Genomic DNA, 20,572 nt, shown 5'->3' on the forward strand with positions numbered 1-20,572 from the left:
TCACGCTTCCTAACAATGCGCTAGAGTAAAGCCAATAATTTCACCCCCACGGTGTCTACTTTCCGGGGGCCGGGCCCGGAGATGACTGCGGTATCAATCAAGGCGATGTGTTCAACCGTTGATTTTTCGAACCGTGGTTGCTGAATGCGGCAGTTTTCAAACCGCACGGTTCTAAACGTGCAATTGTGGAAAGCCACGGCATTGAATGTGCAATTGCGGAACAGGGCACCATGGAACGTCACGGACTCAAACACGTGCTCGTCGAAAAGCATGTTGTCGACAGGCCCCATGACCTTGTCGGGCAGTGCGTTTGCGGGATCGGCCATCAGATTTCCTCCGTGTAGGTGCGCATCCAGTCTGTCATTGTCGGGAATGGACCTTCGACATATTCCAGGTCCTCGAAGTGGAAGTGGCCAAATTCCGTGGAGCCGTCGTCCTTGAGGTGGTACAACGCGAATTCATCGAGGTCAAAGATTGCAACCGGGAACCATCTATCCGGGTCTTCTCCGAACATCTCCGCTGATTGGGTCAGTTGCTCATGCCCAGATTTAACGCTGAAAGGGCTATTTGGTGCGGAGGCCGGTGAAAGCCAGTCCACACCGGCGATGTGGAAAACTCCGTGCTGTTCAAGGAAATTCCGGTATTCAGCGGGAACCCACTCCGGCATGCAAGCCAGGCCGGTTTCGAAATCGTCCTCGGTGAATCTGCAAGGGGCAATTTCTCCTACGTGGTAGTCGTTTAGTTCGCTCATCCGTTTACCCCTCCAGATTGCCGGTCAGGCCAGCCTAGCTGGATGGGTGGGCCGTCGCTGTGCGAGCCGCGGCCCAGGTCCCGGGCGACAGCAAAACCGCAGGGACTCCGCAATGCGGAGTCAGAGAAACGCCCCGCCCGGGCGACTAGCCAAAAGAGAAACTGTGGGTGAACTTATCGGGCCAGCTCAAAGCGGCTCTGGTAAGAAAGGGCATCGTGACAACCTCGACCGGCAAAACTGGAGCAGCAAACATTAGCCGAGGTTCGGCCTTTGACGTGTTCAGGATCTTCCTGCGCCTTGGCTGTACTTCGTTCGGCGGCCCGACGGCGCATTTGGGCTTCTTCCGCGACGAATTCGTCGAGCGCCGGAAGTGGTTCAGCGATAAGCAGTACGCGGACCTCGTAGCGCTGTGCCAGTTCCTTCCCGGTCCGGCATCTAGCCAGGTCGGCATGGCCATTGGTCTGCAGCGCGCCGGATATATGGGGATGTTCGCGGCGTGGTTCGCATTCACTATGCCGTCGGTCGTGCTCATGGTGGCGTTCGCTGCCGGGGTGGCATACCTCGGCGACATCAGCGACGCCGGTTGGCTCATCGGTTTGAAGGCAGCTGCTGTGGCCGTCGTCGCCCAGGCGGTCCACGGCATGGCGCAGAACTTAATCACCGACAAGATCCGTGCGGCCATCGCGGTGGCGGCGCTCGTCGTCGTGCTGCTCGTTCCGCATCCGCTGGTGCAGGTGCTCGCGATTGCGGTGGGCATCGTTGCGGGTCTGGCTTTTCTGAAGGGGGAGGGCCGTGAGGAGGAGCCGTCGGCAAGCGAAGGGAGCGGCTCGGGCACAGTCGGCATTGTCTGCCTCGTGCTCTTCGTGGTGCTGTTGCTCGCTCTGCCGGCGATCGCACGCGCTGTCGGCGGAACCGGCATGGGGATCTTCGAATCCTTCTACCGCGCCGGCGCGCTCGTCTTCGGAGGCGGACACGTGGTGCTGCCGCTGCTGGAATCGGTGACGGTGCCTGACATGGTCAGCCATGACACGTTCCTCGCCGGCTACGGCGCAGCGCAGGCAATGCCTGGTCCGCTGTTCACGTTCGCATCGTTCCTCGGGGCCAGCGCGGACGGCATGCACTGGCTTGTGGGCGCGGCCATTGCCACGGTCGCGATCTTCCTACCCGCCGCGCTGCTGGTGCTCGGCGCGATGCCGTTCTGGGAACGCATCCGCCAGATGCCACGAGCAGGCAGTGCGCTCGCCGGAGCGAACGCAGCAGTGGTCGGCATCCTGGGCGCGGCCCTGTACACACCGGTGTTCACCGCGGGCATCACGGGCGTGGTGACGATGTCCGTCGCCGTCGTCTGCTTCGCCGCTCTGACGTCGTGGAAGGTACCGCCGTGGGCAGTAGTCATCGGGGCCGCCCTTGTCGGTGCAGTTGTGCTTTAACCCTCCACCGCTACGCTGGGCCCATGGCCCTCCAACAATCGCTCCTTGACCTGTCTGACACTCCCTACTGGGAGCTTCCCGGTTTCCAGCGGACCTTCCGTCCCGGTGAGCTCACAGTGGGCCTATCGCTGCCGATCGAAGAGAACGCGGAGGCCAACCCCACCGACAGCCTGGATAACCAGCTGCGTCTTGTGCAGAAAGCGCAGGACGGTGGGATCGCAGCCGTGTGGGTGCGCGACATCCCGCTGCGCGTGGAGACCTTCGGTGACGTCGGCCAGGTCTATGACCCGTGGATGTATCTGAGCTACCTTGCTGCGCACACGTCTAGCATCGCGCTGGGTACGGCGGCGATTGTGGTGCCCTTCCAGCATCCGCTTTTGCTGGCCAAGCGCGCGGCCACGATTGACCGGCTGTCCGGCGGGCGTTTCCTCATGGGCGTGGCCACGGGGGACAGGCCCGAAGAGTTCCCGGCGTTCGGCATGGATAAAGGCATACGCGCGGAGGTTTTCCGCGAGCATGTGCACGCTTATCGACGCGCCACCACCACCTCCCACAAACCCCTCCGCTGGGAAGTTGCCGGGCAGGGCTTCAAGATGGGCGGAGCGGATGTGGTGCCCAAGCCGTCTGCGCGTGAAGTGCCGTTGCTGGCCACCGGCTCATGCCAGCAGACGCTGCAGTGGCGTGCAGAGCACACCCACGGCTGGTTCATGTACCACAAGGGCCTCGACGTGCAGCGGGTGAACGCGTCGAACTGGAATGCCGCAGTCGCCGAGTGGGCCGCACGCGAGGGCGCCACGGGGCCGGCAGCGTTCAAGCCGTTCGCTGAGTCGCTGTGGCTCGACTTGTCCACCGACCCGGATGAGCCAGCCAGCGGCGGGACTTTCGGCTACCGGCTCGGGCGCAATGTGCTCGTCCAGCTGCTGAAATCACAGCGCAGCATGGGCATTCACCATGTGTCGGTGAACTTCCGCACTTCCACGCGGCCGGCAGAGGAGCAGATCGACGAGCTCATCGAGCACGTTTTGCCCGCGCTGCGCTAGGACAGCACCTGCTTGAGCGCGTCCTCGAAGCGCTCGACAGCGCGGTCGACATCGCCCCACTTATCCAGGCCGAACAGGCCAATGCGGAAGGTGGAGAAGTCTTCAGCTTCACCAATCTGGAGCGGGACGCCAGCGGCGATCTGCAGACCGGCCTGCTTGAAGGCGGAGCCGTTCTGCTGCTCGGGGGCGGTGGCGTGCATGACCACGATGGAGGAAGCCTCAAAACCTTCGGCGGCGACGGAGCGGAAGCCAGCGTCTGCCAGCACGCCACGGATGCGGCTGCCCAGCTCGACCTGGCGCTCGGTGAGCTGCTCCAGGCCGGTCTCTTGCGCTTCCTTCATCACCTCGAGGTTGTGCTCGATGGTGTCCGTCGGCATCGTCGCGTGGTAGGCAGCGGAACCGCCCACGTACCCCTCAGAAATGGCGGTCCACTTGGCCAGGTCCATGGCGAAAGAGTCGGAGGTGGTGTTGTCCAGCTCGGCTCGGGCAGCTTCAGAGAACATGACATAACCGGTGGCCGGGGAGCCAGACCAGCCCTTCTGCGGGGCGGTGAGCAAGATGTCCACTCCAGTTGCTGCCATGTCGATCCATTTCGCGCCGGAGGCGACGCAGTCAAGAATCATCAGGCCGCCGGCGTCGTGGGCGGCGCGGGCCAGCTCGGTGATGTAGTCGTCCGGCAGTTCAAGACCGGCTGCGGTTTCCACGTGCGCGGCGATGACGAAGGATGGGCGCTCCACACGAATGCGGGCGACGGCATTCTCAATTGCCGGCGGGGTGTAGGAGGGGCGTGCCTCGTCGGTGGTCGGCTCGGCGCCCAGCACGATTGTCTCGTCGGCGAGCGAACCCATCTCGAAGATCTGGGACCAGCGGTAGGAGAACTGGCCGGTCCGGATGACAAGTGCCTTCTTCCCGCGGACGAACTGGCGGGCGACAGATTCCATAGCGAAGGTGCCGCCGCCGGGGATCACAGCCATGCTGGAGGCGTTGTAGGTGGAGCGCAGAATCTCCTGCAGCTCTTGCATGACGCCGATGAAGCGGGCGGACATGTGGTTGAGAGACCGGTCGCTGAACACGGCCGAGTATTCAAGAAGACCGCCGGGGTCGACGTCGTGGCGGGGGAGCTGGTTGCACGCGGAATCAGTCATGCCCACAACGCTAGCACCAGCAATGCCCTACCATGGGGCCCATTAATAATTAAGGAGAATCAATTATGAACTGGGTCGTTGCTATTGCCGGAGCTGTCATTGGTGCCTTGCTGACGGGGTGGATCCTGTCGATGCTGGGCGTCAGCGGCATCCTTTACACCATCCTCGTCCTGATCGGCTCCGCCTGCGTTTCCTCGCTAGCAGGCACTCTGTACCACCGCAGCAAGATGCGCTAGAGCGCGTTCACACCGCCCGGCAGGTTGACTAGCTGGATGTCGCGCTGGTCTGCCAATGGCTGGAACGTGTCGACGAACCATTGGGACCGCACGCCGGACGCGCAGTAGACAACGACTTCGGAGTGCTCCGGGAGATCGTCGATAAGCTCCGCGGCCATGTTCGGGTGGAGCTCGATGTCGGACGTGGGCAACAAATGCCCGGGCACCGGCAGGTCTTTAATGGCTTTCTCGTGCGGTTCACGCACATCGAGCGCGATCGCCTCACCGCGCTCAAGCTTATCGACGAGTGGACCCGCCCCCTCCGGCACCGTGCACACCTCGCCATAGTCTGGAGCTACCTTGGTGACCAGCGGTCGGCCTGAATCCCGGGTGACAGTGAACTGGCGTATGGACGCGGTCAGAGCGTCATAAATGTGCAGCTTGCCGGGTGTGGAGTCGCCGACGCCGGTGAGGAACTTCACCACCTCAGTGGACATGAGTCCGCCGACCACCGACGTAGTCACACCGAGCACACCCGCCGTCGCGCAATCCGGCACGGAGTCCGCGTCTGGTTGTTCGGGGTAGAGGTCACGCATGCCAGCTCCGGTCTCAGGTGCACCGGGGCCGGTCCACCACAACGCCACATCGCCGCGGTAACGCAGCACCGAGCCCCACACCAGGGGAGTGCCGGTGATCTCGGCGGCGTCGGCGGCGAGGAACTTGGTGGAGAAGGTGTCGGAGCCGTCGATCAGCACATCGACCCCGTCGAGGAGATCCGTCGCGTTCGACGCATCCATCCGGCCCTCGATCGTGTCAACGCGGATGCCTGGTTGCAGTTCCCGGAGGCGTTCTGCTGCCACCTCGATCTTCTTCCGCCCAACGTCGGAGGCCCCGAAGAGGATCTGGCGGTGGATGTTGGTTAGGTCGACCATGTCATCGTCGATAAGCGAAATATGCCCGACGCCTGTCGCCGCAAGCGTCTGCATGATCGGGCACCCCAAGCCACCTGCGCCGATGACGAACACATGGGCGCGCTGAAGCGCTTCTTGCTGCTCGGGCCCGAAGCCGGGCAGGTTCATCTGCCGGGCAGTACGGCGAAGCTCATTCTCGTGTAGATCGCTCATAACCTAAACTTAATCACCATGTCCAAATTACGCTCGGACCCGCTGATCTTCTTCTCCGCGGCCGGATTCATCACAGTCTTCGTCGCCGCCACGATTGGATTCGGCGACTCTGCTAGAGAACTCTACTCCCACGTCTCCGCTTGGATGATGGACCACTTCTCGTGGCTCTACATCGGCGGAGTCTCTGCGGTGTTCCTGTTCCTCATCGTCATTTTCGTGTCCCGCTACGGAAATTTCCGTCTCGGTGATGACGACGACGAGCCAGAGTACTCGCTGCCCGTCTGATTCTCCATGCTCTTCGCAGCCGGCATGGGTGCGACCCTGATGTTCTGGGGTGCCGCAGAACCGCTGCACCACGCATTCAACCCGCCACGCGGCGGAATGGAGTCCATGAGCGATTCCGCTGTGCGCCAAGCATTCGAGTTCACCTACTACCACTTTGGCATCCACATGTGGGTGATCTTCACCCTGCCGGGGCTGGCCATGGGCTACTTCGTGTACAAGCGCAAGATGCCCGCCCGCTACTCGTCGATTTTCTCGCCGCTTCTGGGCAAGCGCGTTTACGAGTGGCCGCATCGATTTCTGTGGCGACGGGTCTGGACAAGGGCGTGAAGATTCTGTCCAACCTCAACATCGTCGGCTCCGTGATTCTGCTGATCTTCCTGCTGCTGGCCGGGCCGACGCTGAAGATTGTCCAGCACCTGACCGAGTCCTTTGGCATCTACGCGTCCTCTCTGCCGGAACTGATGTTCTGGGTCGATGCCAACAACGAGAACCCCGGCTGGCACGCCACCTGGACCGCGTTCTACTGGGCGTGGACGATTTGTTGGTCGCCGTTCGTGGGCATGTTCTTCGCCCGCATTTCCCGCGGCCGCACCGTGCGCCAGTACATCGCCGGTACCATCCTTGCGCCGACCATTTTCGACATTGTCTGGTTCGCCGCCTTCGGCCGCACCGCCATCGAAGTGGAGCGCAACGACCCGGGAGTCCTTACCGGCCCCGTCGTCGAGGACGGCGATACTCCGCAGGCGCTGTTCACTTTGTTGGCGCAGTATCCGCTGTACATGATCACCGGAACGATCGCGCTGGCGGTCATCGTGTTCTACTTTGTCACCTCGATCGACTCCGCCGCCCTGGTGATGGACACATTCGCCACTGGCGAAGAGGAAGCGACGCCGTGGTACTACCGCGTTGCGTGGGCGATCTCTGTCGGCGTGGTCACGGCCGCGCTGCTGTTCATTAACGATTCCGGTATCCAGGCGCTGCAGGAAGTGGTGATCATCATCGCCCTGCCGTTCTTCTTCGTGTACTTCATCATGATGTTCGCCCTGGTCAAGGCGATGGATGATGACGCTGCTGCGGACCGTAAGTTCCGCTCCCGCCAGTGGGAGAAGACGGACACCCCGGAGAAGTACGAGGAAGCTGAAGCGAAGCCCGCGCCGGGCTATGACGAAGAGGGCAATGAGATCGACCGCCCTGAGCTCGAATACGACTACGACAACGAGACATGGCGTCTCACCGAGACCCTCGTCATCGAAGGCGAGGCCGAGACCGAAGACGGCGATGAAGAGGTCGTCGAGGTTGAAGTTCCTGAGGGCACCCCAGTGGAGATCGACACCGTCGAGCCAGCAGGGGCCACGAAGGTCGAGGGCGAGCGCTAGTCAGCGCTCACCGGGGGGATTTGGGGCGTCATCGGCCCGACGGTGGTCGGGTGGCCCAACGGCTCAACGTGAATGATCGTTTCGGCCCCGCCCAGGGCTGCGGCAATGCCTTCTTCGACAGCGTCAGCGTGGTCGTGGGACTTATCCACGGTCCACTGACCCGGCACCTGCATCACCAGGTCAACGAAGCGCTGACGGCCTGCGGCTGTCGTGCGCACGGAGGTGAACTCGACGCCGTGAGCAGCGGAGTAGTCAGCGAGGAAGGACTTCACAGTGGCGACCTCATCCTCCGGCAGCGTCTCCGCCAGCAGACCCAGGATGGCCCCGCGCAGCAGGGAGTAACCGGTGAACAGGATGTTCGCACCTACCAGCAGCGCGACGATCGGGTCGAGGATCTCCCAACCTGTCAGCCACACCAATGCCATGCCCACGATGACGCCGACGGTGGTCCACACGTCGGTGATCAGGTGACGCCCGTCCGCGTCGAGGGTGGTGGAGCGGTACTTCTTGCCGGCGCGGATGAGCACAATGCCCACACCGGCGTTGATGGCGGTGGCCACGATGGAGAACACCAAGCCGATGCCGAGCTGTTCCAGCGGCTGCGGGTTGATGATGCGCCCCACTGCGGTGATGATGATCACCACCGACGCCACCAGGATGAGGAAGCCTTCCACCTGCGCGGCGAAGTATTCGGCGCGGGCGTGGCCGAAGTTGTGGTTGTCGTCTGCCGGCTTCGCGGCCAGCTTGATTGCCCACAATCCGACGCTCGCGGCGACGAGATTGATGGTCGATTCGATCGCGTCCGATAAGAAACCGACCGACCCGGTCACCCAGGCCGCGACGAGTTTCAGGCCGATGACAAAGACCGATGCGGCAATGGACAGCCACATGAACCGTTCCAGCAGTTTCTGCTCGTCCATGGGATCTACAGCACCTGGTCTGCCCAGCTTGCTAGCCCTTCAAAGCTTGACGACGCCACCGCGTGCTCCCGTTTCGGAATCCGCCCCGCCCCGCGCGCAGCCGAACCGGCCTCGACTGCAAGACGCATCGCCCGCGCCATCGCTTCGGGGTCTTGGCACCGGTTGATGGCGCTGGCGAGCAGCACGCCCGAGCAGCCGAGTTCCATGGCCAGGGCGGCGTCCGAGGCGGTGCCAACTCCAGCGTCGACAAGCACGGGAACCTCGGCCCGCGAGCAAATGAGCTCGATGTTGTGCGGGTTGAGAATGCCCAAGCCCGTGCCAATGGGCGAACCCAGCGGCATCACGGCCGCCGCACCGATGTCCTCGAGCTTCTTCGCGGCCACCGGGTCATCAGAGCTGTAAGCGAGGACGGTGAAGCCTTCATCGATGAGCATCTCGCACGCGTCGACGGTCTCCACGACGTCGGGCAGTAGCGTGCGGTCGTCCGCAATGACCTCGAGCTTCACCCAGTCGGTACCCAGCGCCTCACGCGCGAGCTTCGCGGTGATGACCGCGTCGCGGGCGGTGCGGCACCCAGCAGTGTTGGGCAGGGGAGCGATGCCAAGACGCTCGAGCAGGTCGAAGACGCTTTCACCCTGCTCGCCGTCGTTCTTCTGGGCAGCAAAGCGGCGCATCGCGACTGTCGTCAGCTCTGTGCCCGATGCGACAAGCGCACGCTCGAGCATGTCCTGCGAGGTCGCCCCGCCAGTGCCCATGATCAGGTGCGAGTCGAACTGCTTGCCGGCGATCTCGAGCACGCCTAGCCTCCTTGGACAGCGGTGAGGATGTCCACGTGGGCGCCGTCCTCAAGCACGCGGGTGGCCCACTCCGACTGCGGCACAACATCGCCGTTGATGGCGACAGCGGTGCCCTTGGGCACCTCGCCCAGGCGCTCTTCCAGCAACTTCTGAACGTCGGTGGTGTCGGTGGTGACGTTTTCATCGTTCACGATCAGATTCATTCTTGCCTCCTGTGACGCATTGGATCGCAGGCTTTCAAGTCTACGGACGGCTCCTGCTTTTCGACGAGCTCAGCCCCGCACCGAGCCCCCACTGCCGCGAGCAAGATACCGTGCCGGAAATACCCTGTGGACACGACCACTCGGTCACTGACTCTGCCGAGGTAGGGCAGGTCGTCGGGGGAGCCCGGCCGGGCACCGGCATGGGTTTCCACGATGTCGCAGTCTTCGATGGCGGGCAGGATCTCAATCCCGTCACGCAGCAATTGGAACACGCCTCCGGCCTGCGGGTCGGGGCGGTTGTCTTCCCGGGTGGTCGCACCGAGGGTCAGCCCGTCGCCGTCGCGCGGAATGACATAGATGGGCCGGTCCTCGACGAAGCCGCGGATCACCCGGTCCGCCAACGGGCGCTGGTGCTCCGGCACGCGCAGCTCCACCATGTCGCCGTAGACGGGGCGCAACTTGAGCGGGTTCTCGCCCTCGAACCAGCCGGTGGTCTCTCGAGCGCCGAGGCCGTTGGCCAACACAATCTGGTCCGCATCGAGTTCATCGACGTCATGGATCGCTTCGTGGATGAAGGTGACGTTTGCGTTGCGGCAGGCGTCGATAAGCGCCTCTGCGAACAGCCGCGGCCGAACCTGGTGGTCACCGGGGATGTGCACGGCACCGGCAATAGCGGGATGGAGCGCGGGCTCGAGCGTGCGGGCCTCGCGGGTGGTCACGCGCTCGGTAGTCATGCCGTGCAGTTCCTGGTATTCCTGCAGCTCCTCAAGGTGCGTCTTGTCCGCGCGATCCTTGGCCACGATGATTGTCCCGTCGGTCCGGTAACCGGTGGGCTTATCTGTGTGCTTCGCGGTGAGATTGATGAGCTCGGGGTACCACTGTCCAGCCGCAATCATGAGCGGAAAGAGCGGGTCCTGCTTGTACACGACCTCTGCGGCGGGGGCGAGCATGCCGCCCGCGTGCCACGTCGCGCCGCTGACCGGATCAGGGTCATAGACAGTGACGCTGTGGCCGCGGTCCGCTAGCGTCAGAGCGGTGGACAGGCCAATGATGCCTGCCCCAACGACTGCAATATTCCCTGCCATATTGCCATCCAGCCTACGCCTTTCTCAGGACTTCAGAGCCAGCCATTGTCGTTGCAGGTGCGTGCGGCAGCGTAGCGGTTGGGCGCGCCGGTCTTGGTCATGATGGCCGAGATGTGGTTGCGCACCGTCCCAGTTGAGAGGTTCAGCCGTGCTGCGATCTGCTTGATCTCCGCGCCGGTGAGGGCTTCGCGGGCCACCTCGACCTCCCGGGCAGTCAGTGGCGACGGTGGGGTGAACAGGGATTCTTCCGCAACCTGCGGGTCGACCACCCGCATGCCAGCGTGAGCGCGCCGTACTGCGTCGGCGAGCTGATCCGGGGGAGTGTCCTTGACGATGAACCCCGCGGCCCCAGCCTCCAGGGCTGTGCGCAGGTATCCGGGCCGGCCGAACGTGGTGACAATGACTACCTTGCACGGCGACCCTGCCAAGTCAGCGGCGAGTTCCAACCCGGTCCGGCCGGGCATTTCAATGTCGAGCAACGCCACATCTACGTTATGCTCCCGCACAGCGTCGACGACACCGTCACCGGTCCGGCAGGTGGCTACGACCTCAATATCCTTCTCCAGGTTGAGCAAGGCCGATAGCGCGCCCACGAGCAACCCTTGGTCGTCGGCGATGAGCACGCGAATCATGCTGTCACCTCCAGCCGCGTTCCGGAATCGGTGGGTGGAACCACGAGTGAACCGCCCGCAGCGCTCACCCTGTCGGCGATGCTCCCCAGACGCGTGCCCGGCGGCAAGCCGATGCCATTATCGGCCACGACCAGCCTGTGCGGAGTTACGTCGATCTCGCACTCCGTCGCCTGGGAGTGCCGAATCACGTTGGTCACCGCCTCTCGCAGCACCCATCCGAACAGTGACGAGTCGGTGGCGCCGTGAACGTTGATCCGCGGCTCGATTCCAGCCGCCGCCAGTGCCGAGCTCGCCGCTTCCACCTCGGCGGTCAACGACGGCGTGTGGGTTGTCCGCACAGCACGCCGGACGTCCTCAAGTGATTGGCGGGACAGCTCCACGATCTCATCCAGCTCCTTCGCCGCTTCTTGCTTGTCGACGTCCACCAGCCTGCGCGCCAGCGACGTCTTCACATTGATCACGGTCAGCGAATGACCCAATAGATCGTGCACGTCCCGGTAAATCGACTCGCGTTGTCGCGCCAGCTCGAGCTCAGCGGCGAGGTGGACGCGCTCGTCGCTAAGCCTGGTCGCGCTGACCTGCGTTCCTACCGTCACCGCGATGAGCACGGACGCGCCGAAGAAAATCCACGCCGTCAGGTTTCCCGTGAGGAATACGAAGACACCGAACACCGAAATGATGGCGAGATCCACGATCGTGTGCATGCGCACTGGCATGAGTGATCCGGTCACGGCCGTGATGTAGGGGAGCATTGTGGCCCCCCACACCCCCATGATGGCGGTCACCCCGATCATGGGGATCAGGAGGGCGATCACCCACAACGCCGCGTTGACAGTGTCCTTACTGTGCACACGGATCGTGTGCGCGCACAGGTACACCGCGCCGAAGACCACGATCAATCCGGCACCGGCTACGTACTGCCAGGTGGGGAGCTCCATGGTGAACAAGCCGGCGAGCGGGCTGACCAAGAGGATCAGCCAGATGCCGGCCTCAACGAGGTGGTAGTGGCCACCGTTCGTTTTCTGGGTCACGCACGCCCTTTCTCGCGGCTATCCAAGGCCAGACTGATCACAGCGAAAATGACTGTCCAGGCAATGATACTGAGCACGGGTTGCCACAGGGGGTCGGTGACTTGGAAGGGTTCGTCCTGGATCAGCTGGAGCCCTTCGGCCACAGGCCACCGCGACAGCATGGTGGCGCCGTACATCGGGGTGAACCGGGAGAAGTCGATCAAGTTGCTCGTCAGCGGGAACAGGGTGTTTCCAGCGAAGGCCAACAGAGTGACTGAGGTGGCAGCAATCGAGACTGCCGTGAGGGACTTCAGCGATTGCGCCCAGACCAAACCGTAGAAGCCGAAAGGCAAGGACACGCCGACGGTGATGAGGAAACTCCAGAACCATGCGCTGGCGTCCATCTTGGCGTCGACCAATGCGCCGGTGAGGAACACCGCAGCTACGGGCAGCACGACGTTGACGATGATGACGAGCAATCTCGCGACCGCAATCTGCATGTTCGTCAGGGGAGTCAGCGCTAGCTGCCGCCCCCATCCGCTGTTGTGCTCCACGACCACCAGGGACGATTGGGAAACAGCTCCCGAAATTCCCGCGTAGAGGGCCATGCCGAGCATGACGAAGGCGGCGACGTTGCCGTTGCCCAGTTCATCGTCTGAATACTGCTGGGCAGCACCGAAAATGAGGTAGAGAATCACCGGAAGAACGATGTTGAAGAACAGCGAAGAGGCATCGGATTTGAGGCGTTTGAGGTTGTGCAGCGCGAACTTCAGGGTGGTCATGGTTGCTCCTCGCTTTCTGGGTCATCTGAGGTGAGTGCGATGAAGGAGTCCTCTAGGGATGTTCTAGTGACGGTCAGGTCGTGAGCATCGGTCTCGGTAAGTAGTTTCCGGGCGTAGGAATCGGCGTCGCTGGTGGTGACGTCGATAAGCCCCTGCGATGACTGCGCTGTGACCCGTTTCTTGTCTGCGCCGGCGGTGAGACTGTCTGTCGGGCCGTCCGCGATGAGCTCGCCGCGATCGAGCACGATGATGCGCTCCGCGAGGTTTTCAGCTTCCTCGAGGTAGTGCGTGGAGAAGATGATGGTGCGTCCAGAGTGGGCCTGGGCGCGCATCGTGTCCCAGAACTCGTGGCGGCTGGTGGCGTCCATCCCGGTGGTTGGTTCGTCGAGGATGAGAATGTCCGGCTTGCCCAGCAACGCAATGGCGAAGCGGACCCGCTGCTGTTCGCCGCCAGAGCATTTGCCCACCCGGCGGTTCTGAATCTTGGTGAGATTCGCCTGCTCGATCGCGGCCTCCACGCCGATGGAATCGCGGTGCGTGGAGTTGATCATGGCCAGGGTGTCTTTGACGGTGACAGTGTCGAGGAGACCGCCGGTCTGCATCACCGCACCGATGCGTGCGTCCCGGATCGCCTGCGCCGCGGTCATGTCGGCCACGCGCACTGTGCCGCTCGTCGGCTTGGTCAATCCGAGAATGAGGTCCACCAGGGTGGTTTTGCCTGCTCCGTTGCGCCCAAGCAGGCCGACGATTTCACCGCGGCCAATGCTCAGGCTGACATCTTCAACGGCTTTCACCGATCCGAAATGCTTGCTCACGTTTTGTGTTTCGATCATGCTTCACATTCCACTGCGCGCCGGGGAGCCGAACGTAGTCCTGCAGTCACGATCTCGGCGTGACAGTTGTCATGGGTGTTAGCCTGGGGTCGAGATTGCGAACCGATCGATAAGGAGCACTAGCTATGTTCACCCGTTCCCGCGACGAAGTGGAAAAGGTCGAGTGGGGCGGCGGCACCTCTGAGCGTGTCGTCACCGCCAAGGACAACATGGGCTTCGCCATCGCCCACACTGTTGTCCGTGCTGGCACTGAGTCCAAGCTGCAGTACCGTAATCACCTCGAGGCTTGCTACTGCATCGGCGGTTCCGGCGAGGTCGAGGACACCGAGGGCAACGTGTACCCCATCACTCCGGGCACAGTGTATGTGCTTGATGAGCACGACGCCCACTACCTCCGCGGCGGCAAGGACGAGGACCTCATCCTGGTCTCCGTGTTCAACCCGGCCATCACCGGCGATGAGAAGCACGAGCTGACCGCCGACGGCTTCAGCTCCTACTAAACACGGTAAAACCCCAGGGACTCCGCAATGCGGAGTCTCTTTTTGTGTGAAAGGCCTGCTGCGAGCACCATGGGCAGTATGAACACTGACCGAATCCGCCGCGCCGTTCTCATCGTGGCGCTGCTCAACCTGCTCTACTTCTTCGTCGAGTTCGCCGCAGCTGTAGTGATTCGCTCAGCCTCGTTGTTCGCCGACTCGGCCGATTTCCTGGAGGACACCGCGATCAACCTGCTGGTGTTCTTTGCAGTGGCGTGGCCCGCGTCGCGCCGTCGAAAAGCGGGAAGCGTGCTCGCGGCGCTCATCCTGATTCCTGCGATCGCCGCGATCGTGATGGTTGTGGCCAAGATTCTCAACTCGGAACCGCCATCTGCGGAAGGGCTGACTGCGGTGGCATTCGGTGCGCTGGTGGTCAATGTCATCTGCGCGGTCATCTTGCTGCAGCTGCGGGAGCAGGGCTCCTCACTCGCGACAGGTGCGTGGCTCGCAGCGCGTAACGACGCCCTTGCCAACATCCTCATCATTCTCGCCGGTCTGCTCACTTTCGTATGGCCGACGGCGTGGTTCGACATCGTGGTCGGCGCGATCATCGCCGCGGTGAACCTCTCCGCCGCCAAGGAAGTGTGGGAAGAATCCCGCGAGGAGCACGACTCCGTCGAGGAAGCATTCGCGGAAATGGAGGATTAGCTTTACGACGGTTCAGTCCGCCGCAAAACCCCAGGGACTCCGCAATGCGGAGTCTTGCGAGCAGCTAGTTCGAACATGTGAGCGACAGCTGTTCGGGTTGTTGTGTAGAGTTGGGGTAATCGACAACGTGGGGCATTGACAGGGGTGGTGGTCAGTATGAACATACTGGATGAAGAGCTGGATCTGGAGTGGTTGGCTGAGGAAATCGTGGCTACGTACGTTACGGTTGTGCGTTCGAAAGCGCGGCTGCTGATTCTGATTGGCGATTTCGATCACATGGGGTTAGCGAATGAGTGCGGAGCGACGAGTACGGCGGCCTGGCTAATCAGGCGGCTCGGGGTATCGGAGTCGACGGCGCATGAGTACGTGAGTGTTGCACGGCAACTGAACGATTTCCCATACCTGACGGAGATGTTCCTCGACGGTAACCTGAGCTACTCCGCGGTGCGTTTACTGCTCAAGTACCTGACCGCTGACAATGAGTTCGAGCTGGTGAAGATGGGCATGGAGCTCAACTACCACGGTCTGGAAAGCGCTCTCGCCGGAAAGCCCAAACATAAGGAGTCGAAGGAGGAGGGCAAGGAGTATTACCTGCGGCTGAAGCAGGAAACAGACGGTGACTTGAAGTTGTGGGGGAGGCTCAACGCCGCAGATGGTGAAGCTTTCAAGGCTGCGCTCAAGATTGGGCACCTCGCGTTCGCCGCCGAGGACGAGGAGCTCGAGAAGCTGCTGGGTGGGGACGGGGTGGTCGACAATGAGAAGGTAGATGAGCTCATTCATGAAAAAGAGAAGGATGAGGAAGTTCGACAGGCAAAGCGGGAGGTGTCAGGCTTCGGCTTGCCGACGCCGCGCGCCTTGGTCTTCTCCCTCATGGGAATCGTGAACATGGCCCGTACAAAACCCATCAGCACACTCCGAGCGCCTGGCGCGCACGTGAACGTCATGATGACCGTAGACGGGCGAGCCTACTTGCCCAACAACGCAGGAGCGACGACCGAGACGCTGGAGCATCTCGTATCCAACGCCTTAGTCAGGCTGGACACGGTGAGTAATCAGGGCCTGATCCTGAACACCGGTCGGTCAACCCGCCTAGCGACGGACGGGCAAGTCAACGCGCTCATGGCTATGTGGGGCGGGCAGTGCGCGACTCCGGGCTGTACGCATCGACGCTTTATTGAAATGCACCACATCCGCGACTGGGCTGAGGGTGGCATGACCGACCTGGATAATCTGTTGCCCTTATGTTCCGGATGTCACTCTCTGGTCACAGAGGGATACACGACCATCACGCGCCATGGCGATGAGATCGTCTTCGAGTTCCGCGACGGTTCCAAATACGTCTCTTACAACCATTCCCTGCCCGTTCGGAATGACGGTTACGAGACTGCTGATTTCGATGAACCCCTGTGGGCCGACAGTTTCACCGGATAAAGTAGTTCGGAACATGTCACCAACCGCAGAAGGGAATAGCGATGTCCACTGCAGTAAACGATCGCGGCGACTCTGAGGTTACGGCTAAACGACGGTCAGGCTGGCTCGGTCCGGGCCTGCTCATTAGCGCCTCGTTCATTGGCCCGGGCACAGTCACCACGGCGACGGTCACGGGTGCGAGCTACGGTTTCGCGCTGACATGGGCGATCGTGTTCTCGATCGTGGCCACGATCATCCTGCAAGAAATGTCGGCGCGCCTGGGTCTCATGGGTGGGTTGAGCACGGGCGAAGCAATGCGCGAGACGTTCGAGTCACCAGTGGCGAAGCTGCTGATGATCGCGCTCATTGTCACGGCGATCGGTATCGGCGGCGCTGCATACGCCGGCGGCGACACCACGGGTACAGCCCTCGCGCTTTCCGACGTCACCGGCCTGAGCATCCCCGTCCTGTCCTGCATCATCGTCGCTGTGATCGTTGTCCTTCTGCTGACCGGCAGCTACAAGGTCATCGAGAAATTCATGACTGCGCTCGTGATCATTCTGGCGCTGATCTTCCTCATCACCGCAGTGGCAGTGAAGCCGGATCTCGGCGCGATGCTCAAGGGAATTTTCGTGCCGGGCCTTCCAGACGGCTCGGTGCTCACGGCGATCGCGCTGATCGGTACGACAGTGGTGCCCTACAACGTCTTCCTCCACTCCAACCTGGTCCAGGAAAAGTGGGGCGATGAGCCGGGCAAGCTGAGCTTGAAGAAAGCCCGCGTGGACAACATTGTGTCGATCTCCATCGGTGGGTTGATCACGTTGGCGATCGTGGCTACAGCAGCGTCGACGCTCTTTGCCCAGGGCATTGCAGCCGAATCAGCTGCGGAGCTGGCGGAGCCGTTGCGTCCGGTTCTTGGTGACTTCGCGCCGTGGGCGCTCGCAATCGGTCTGTTCGCCGCCGGGCTGACATCGGCGATCGCCGGCCCGCTCGGCGCGGCGTACGCCATCTCGGGTGTGCTCGGCTGGTCTTCCGACCTCAAGGACATCAAATTCCGCGCGATCTACCTGGCCGTGGTGCTCATCGGCCTGGTGATCGCGGTGACTGGTGTCAACCCGATCCAGGTGATTGTCCTGGCGCAAGCAGCCAACGGCATCCTGCTGCCAGTGGTGGCATTCTTCCTGCTCTACACCATGAACAACAAGAAACTGCTGGGAGACAACGCCAACGGCCTTGCCTCCAACTTGCTTGGCGGCTTCATCTTCCTGGTCACCGTGGTGCTCGGCGGGTACTCACTGTACAGCTTGTTCTAGCTGGCTTATGCGCCGCTGTCGAAGGCGGCGATCACGCGCTCAACGTACGCCTGCGGATCCTCGGCGTTCATGATGCCCCGGACGATAGCCACGCCGTCAACGCCGGTTGCGGCGAGGTCAGCGGCATCGTCGACGGTGACATCGCCGATGGCGACGATAGGCAGGTCGGAAGCGGCGGCGAGAGGAGGGTAGCCGTCTAGCCCCAGCGGTTCGCGGCCGGAGTCCTTCGTCGGAGTCGCGCGGAACGGGCCGGCACCGATGTAGTCGATGACGTCGGCGTACTGGTTGGCATCCTGCACGAGGTCCAAAGTCCCGGTGGTCAGACCGATGATGGCATCGGGCCCAAGCAGCTCCCGCGCGATGCGCGGATCGAGGTCGTCCTGGCCGATGTGCACGCCGGCCAGGTTAGGAACGCGGGATTGGCGGAGGGCGAGGGCGACGTCGACGCGATCGTCGATAAGCACGTGCGTGGCGGGGTTGGCCTCGTGGACAGCCTCTGCGACGGCCTGGCCGAGTTCGAACAACGAGCGCGCGGAGATGGGTTTGCTGCGCACTTGGATCATTCCGGCGCCACCAGCGGCGGCTGCGCGCGCAGTGCCGACGATGTCAGGCCCCTGGCCGGTGATGAAGTAGCAGCGGAGATCAAGCTCAGTCATTGCGCAGCGCCTCGATGAGCTCGTCCTTGGTCATGTCGGATCGGCCGGGGATGTGCAGCTCCTGCGCGCGGGAGTAGAGCTCCTCGCGCGTCCAGTCATCGTAGGAGCCAGACTCGCCGCCCTTCGCACCGACATCGGAGCGAGAAGAATTCGTCGCCGCGTTAGCGATGGCCGCCGCCTTCGACTTCGAATTGCCCTCCTGGCGGAGGCGTTGGTAGAGCTCCCCGTCCTTCACCGACGGGCCGCCGGGCGTGTTCTCCGGGTGCTTGTCCTGCGTCATGTGGGCCATTGTAGGCCGGTTGCTGTGGCAGGGCCGGTTGCTGCACCGGGCCTGCGTAGGGCTCGATCTTGCCGGTCTTGCCGTAGGCGAGACGGCGGTGGACCCACTCGAACGGGCCGGGGGTGTTTGTGGCTTCGAGGATGACTGCGAGCACCAGGGTGACCAACCAGACACCGGTGGCGATGAGGAGCTTCTCCGAGATGGTGCTGTCCACGCCGAGACCGAAGCCAAAGGGCATGACCAGGATGATGAACAGGAAGGACTGGGCGACGTAGCCGGACATTGAGCGCTTACCCAGCGCGACAAAGGGGTACAAAATCTTCGGGGCAGCGACTGGACGCCCGGCTGCAGCATCGTCGTACATGCGCTTCTGAATCCCGTTCGTGGCCAACGCGATCAGCGCCAAGATGCCGGGGCCGGTGAATGCGCCCAAGCCCCTATTGAGGGCCATGAAGACCTGATCCAACTGATCGTTAATTACACCCATCGCCGCTAGGCCCCACGGGATGCCGACAGTGAGGCTGATGACTACAGCGAGCGTGGCCCAAAAAGTGAGCGTTCTTCGGTGCGCGTCGACGTTGGCCAGAACTCCCTCCCGCGCCCAAATGAACCCGATGAGCATGACGCATAGGACCGCGAGAACGGCGAACGTCGAGTTCACCATGAAAAATGGTGCTTGTTGGATAGTCGTGATGAAGTAGGTGCCAGCTGTGGTGATTTGCTCAGTTGGGGTGAACTCTGGCACGACGTCCACACCGGCGAGGGCGGTAATCACCGACATCGCCGACAGAAGCAAGGCGATGCAGAAGGACACCGCAGCAAAGATGCGCAGTGTCTTCGAACTGAGCTTGATCATCGTGGCGATGAGCATTCCCGCCAAGCCATAGGTGAACATAATGTCGCCGTTGAACAGCAGGTACATGTGCAGTAAGCCGAAGACGGCGAGGATGCCGTAGCGTTTAACCAGCACGCGTGTGGCTTTGCCCGCTGGGTAGTTCTTCCGGTGCAAGCTCGAAGTGAGTAGCCCGATGCCGAAACCGAGCAGGGTAGCGAACATTGGCAGGCCTCGAGTGTGGACGAGCATGCCCGAGAACAGGGCAGAGAAACGGTCTGAAGCACTGTCTGGGTCTACCCAGCCGAGGCTCTTACCAATGGCACCCTCGGGGGAGTTCATAATCCAGAAGGTGGTCAGATTCGCCATGGCGATCCCCCAAAGAGCCAGCCCGCGAGCGAGATCGGGGACAACGAGGCGAGGGGGTTTCTGGGTGGGGGAGGGGGCAGGAACAGGTGCGGTCATGCCAGTCTCCCTAGAACAGCATCGTGCAACAGGTTGTTGGTGGCCACTGCGTCGCCGCCGTGCGGCCCGTCCTCGCCGGTGAGAGAAGTGAACCGCCCGCCGGCCTCGGTGACCAGGACAGACAGCGCTGCGAGATCCCACAGCGACACTTCGGGCTCCGCGGCGATGTCCACGGCACCTTCTGCCACCAGGCAGTAGGAGAAGAAGTCTCCGTAGCCGCGCAGCCGCCAGACATCGTCGGTCAGGGAGATCAGCTGGTCGCGCAAGCCGCGGTCGCGCCAGCCACTCAAAGACGAGATGCTTATAGACGCATCCTCTAACCCCTCAACCCCCGACACCCCGAGCCGCTTCACGCTGCCATCGGAGAATGTGCGCCACGCACCGGATCCCTGGCTGGCGTACCAGCGGCGGGCAAGAGCAGGGGCGCTGACTACGCCGACGACAGGCTTGCCGTCTTCGAGCAGCGCAATGAGCGTGGCCCACACGGGCACGCCGCGGACGAAGTTTTTGGTGCCGTCGATGGGGTCAATGACCCACTGGCGACCCTCGAACTGCACGTCGCCACCGAACTCCTCACCAAGGACCGCGTCGGAGGGGCGGGCAGATTCCAGCTTGGCGCGCAGCGCAGCCTCCACGGCGATGTCCGCGTCGGAGACGGGAGTCATGTCCGGTTTCGAGTCGACTTTAAGGTCGGCGGATTCGAAACGGTCGAGGGTGATGCCGTCGGCAAGCTCTGCGAGCTCGAGTGCGAGCGCTAGATCATCTGAATAGGTGGTCATGGCGCCCAATCCTAGCGAGATCGGG

The 20,572-nt window shown here is 62.4% G+C and carries 23 protein-coding genes and 1 pseudogene; 8 read left to right on the forward strand and 16 right to left on the reverse strand.

What is annotated here, in order from left to right; translation table 11 throughout:
• Positions 1-20 precede the first annotated feature (20 nt).
• Together KBX18_RS10345 and KBX18_RS10350 are read right to left on the reverse strand one after the other, a co-directional pair.
• Complete coding sequence (locus KBX18_RS10345) at positions 21-326, reverse strand: pentapeptide repeat-containing protein (RefSeq protein WP_255995965.1); 306 nt, start codon at positions 324-326, stop codon at positions 21-23.
• Entirely contained in the window at positions 326-751 is a 426-nt protein-coding gene (locus KBX18_RS10350; protein WP_255995966.1) for a hypothetical protein, read from the reverse strand. The genes KBX18_RS10345 and KBX18_RS10350 overlap by 1 nt, the downstream gene beginning before the upstream one ends.
• Before the next feature lie 215 nt (positions 752-966).
• Here KBX18_RS10350 and chrA point away from each other — a divergent pair, with 215 nt between their 5' ends.
• Positions 967-2,181, forward strand: a complete 1,215-nt coding sequence (chrA, locus tag KBX18_RS10355) for a chromate efflux transporter (RefSeq protein WP_370687248.1) — start codon at positions 967-969, stop codon at positions 2,179-2,181.
• Positions 2,182-2,204: 23 nt separating this feature from the next.
• The gene (locus tag KBX18_RS10360; RefSeq protein ID WP_255995969.1) at positions 2,205-3,221 is read left to right on the forward strand and encodes an LLM class oxidoreductase; all 1,017 of its coding nucleotides are present in this window, start codon (positions 2,205-2,207) and stop codon (positions 3,219-3,221) included.
• Here the strand turns inward: KBX18_RS10360 and KBX18_RS10365 are convergent.
• Positions 3,218-4,366, reverse strand: a complete 1,149-nt coding sequence (locus KBX18_RS10365; protein ID WP_255995971.1) for an aminotransferase class V-fold PLP-dependent enzyme — start codon at positions 4,364-4,366, stop codon at positions 3,218-3,220. The two genes, KBX18_RS10360 and KBX18_RS10365, sit on opposite strands and share 4 nt — an antisense overlap.
• Before the next feature lie 65 nt (positions 4,367-4,431).
• Between KBX18_RS10365 and KBX18_RS10370 the strand changes: the two genes are divergently transcribed.
• Positions 4,432-4,602 (forward strand): hypothetical protein, encoded by a 171-nt coding sequence (locus KBX18_RS10370; RefSeq protein ID WP_005291562.1) that lies wholly within the window; start codon positions 4,432-4,434, stop codon positions 4,600-4,602.
• Here the strand turns inward: KBX18_RS10370 and KBX18_RS10375 are convergent.
• Positions 4,599-5,705: a ThiF family adenylyltransferase gene (locus KBX18_RS10375; protein WP_255995973.1), complete on the reverse strand. Its 1,107-nt coding sequence runs from the start codon at positions 5,703-5,705 to the stop codon at positions 4,599-4,601. The two genes, KBX18_RS10370 and KBX18_RS10375, sit on opposite strands and share 4 nt — an antisense overlap.
• Before the next feature lie 18 nt (positions 5,706-5,723).
• Here KBX18_RS10375 and KBX18_RS10380 point away from each other — a divergent pair.
• A pseudogene (locus KBX18_RS10380) lies at positions 5,724-7,366 on the forward strand (BCCT family transporter).
• Here the strand turns inward: KBX18_RS10380 and KBX18_RS10385 are convergent.
• From KBX18_RS10385 to KBX18_RS10420, 8 genes are read right to left on the reverse strand one after another with little or no spacing between them, the layout of a single operon-like run.
• The gene (locus KBX18_RS10385; RefSeq protein ID WP_255995975.1) at positions 7,363-8,286 is read right to left on the reverse strand and encodes a cation diffusion facilitator family transporter; all 924 of its coding nucleotides are present in this window, start codon (positions 8,284-8,286) and stop codon (positions 7,363-7,365) included. The pseudogene KBX18_RS10380 and the gene KBX18_RS10385 overlap by 4 nt on opposite strands.
• Before the next feature lie 5 nt (positions 8,287-8,291).
• Complete coding sequence (locus tag KBX18_RS10390) at positions 8,292-9,083, reverse strand: thiazole synthase (RefSeq protein WP_005291553.1); 792 nt, start codon at positions 9,081-9,083, stop codon at positions 8,292-8,294.
• A gap of 2 nt (positions 9,084-9,085) precedes the next feature.
• On the reverse strand, positions 9,086-9,286 hold the full coding sequence (gene thiS / locus KBX18_RS10395; RefSeq protein WP_005291550.1) for a sulfur carrier protein ThiS: 201 nt from the start codon (positions 9,284-9,286) through the stop codon (positions 9,086-9,088).
• Positions 9,283-10,371, reverse strand: a complete 1,089-nt coding sequence (thiO, locus tag KBX18_RS10400) for a glycine oxidase ThiO (protein WP_005291547.1) — start codon at positions 10,369-10,371, stop codon at positions 9,283-9,285. Before thiO ends, thiS begins: the two co-directional genes overlap by 4 nt.
• A gap of 32 nt (positions 10,372-10,403) precedes the next feature.
• A complete protein-coding gene (locus tag KBX18_RS10405) occupies positions 10,404-11,003 on the reverse strand; it encodes a response regulator transcription factor (protein WP_005291545.1) in 600 nt (199 codons plus the stop codon).
• Entirely contained in the window at positions 11,000-12,034 is a 1,035-nt protein-coding gene (locus KBX18_RS10410) for a sensor histidine kinase (protein WP_005291543.1), read from the reverse strand. Before KBX18_RS10410 ends, KBX18_RS10405 begins: the two co-directional genes overlap by 4 nt.
• A complete protein-coding gene (locus tag KBX18_RS10415; protein WP_005291542.1) occupies positions 12,031-12,795 on the reverse strand; it encodes a hypothetical protein in 765 nt (254 codons plus the stop codon). Before KBX18_RS10415 ends, KBX18_RS10410 begins: the two co-directional genes overlap by 4 nt.
• Positions 12,792-13,628, reverse strand: coding sequence for an ABC transporter ATP-binding protein (locus KBX18_RS10420; protein ID WP_255995980.1), 837 nt, complete (start codon positions 13,626-13,628; stop codon positions 12,792-12,794). The genes KBX18_RS10415 and KBX18_RS10420 overlap by 4 nt, the downstream gene beginning before the upstream one ends.
• 125 nt (positions 13,629-13,753) lie before the next feature.
• On the opposite strand from KBX18_RS10420, the gene KBX18_RS10425 reads away from it, so the two are divergent.
• The 4 genes from KBX18_RS10425 to KBX18_RS10440 all read left to right on the forward strand — a co-directional run bounded on the left by KBX18_RS10425 (position 13,754) and on the right by KBX18_RS10440 (position 17,535).
• Positions 13,754-14,128: an ectoine synthase gene (locus KBX18_RS10425; protein WP_005291538.1), complete on the forward strand. Its 375-nt coding sequence runs from the start codon at positions 13,754-13,756 to the stop codon at positions 14,126-14,128.
• Between the two features lie 78 nt (positions 14,129-14,206).
• Complete coding sequence (locus tag KBX18_RS10430) at positions 14,207-14,812, forward strand: cation transporter (RefSeq protein WP_255995982.1); 606 nt, start codon at positions 14,207-14,209, stop codon at positions 14,810-14,812.
• A gap of 156 nt (positions 14,813-14,968) precedes the next feature.
• Entirely contained in the window at positions 14,969-16,243 is a 1,275-nt protein-coding gene (locus KBX18_RS10435) for an HNH endonuclease signature motif containing protein (RefSeq protein ID WP_255995984.1), read from the forward strand.
• A gap of 41 nt (positions 16,244-16,284) precedes the next feature.
• Positions 16,285-17,535 (forward strand): Nramp family divalent metal transporter, encoded by a 1,251-nt coding sequence (locus KBX18_RS10440; protein ID WP_255995985.1) that lies wholly within the window; start codon positions 16,285-16,287, stop codon positions 17,533-17,535.
• Between the two features lie 5 nt (positions 17,536-17,540).
• Here the strand turns inward: KBX18_RS10440 and KBX18_RS10445 are convergent, their stop codons facing one another.
• The 4 genes from KBX18_RS10445 to hisN are packed head-to-tail and all read right to left on the reverse strand — an operon-like array spanning position 17,541 to position 20,547.
• Positions 17,541-18,191, reverse strand: coding sequence for a thiamine phosphate synthase (locus tag KBX18_RS10445; RefSeq protein ID WP_255995987.1), 651 nt, complete (start codon positions 18,189-18,191; stop codon positions 17,541-17,543).
• On the reverse strand, positions 18,184-18,471 hold the full coding sequence (locus KBX18_RS10450) for a Rho termination factor N-terminal domain-containing protein (protein ID WP_255995989.1): 288 nt from the start codon (positions 18,469-18,471) through the stop codon (positions 18,184-18,186). Before KBX18_RS10450 ends, KBX18_RS10445 begins: the two co-directional genes overlap by 8 nt.
• Positions 18,353-19,768, reverse strand: a complete 1,416-nt coding sequence (locus KBX18_RS10455; protein ID WP_255995991.1) for a DUF418 domain-containing protein — start codon at positions 19,766-19,768, stop codon at positions 18,353-18,355. Before KBX18_RS10455 ends, KBX18_RS10450 begins: the two co-directional genes overlap by 119 nt.
• On the reverse strand, positions 19,765-20,547 hold the full coding sequence (hisN, locus tag KBX18_RS10460; RefSeq protein ID WP_255995993.1) for a histidinol-phosphatase: 783 nt from the start codon (positions 20,545-20,547) through the stop codon (positions 19,765-19,767). Before hisN ends, KBX18_RS10455 begins: the two co-directional genes overlap by 4 nt.
• Positions 20,548-20,572 lie beyond the last annotated feature (25 nt).

It is taken from the genome of Corynebacterium sp. CCUG 69979, assembly GCF_024454095.1.
Lineage (GTDB): Bacteria > Actinomycetota > Actinomycetes > Mycobacteriales > Mycobacteriaceae > Corynebacterium > Corynebacterium genitalium.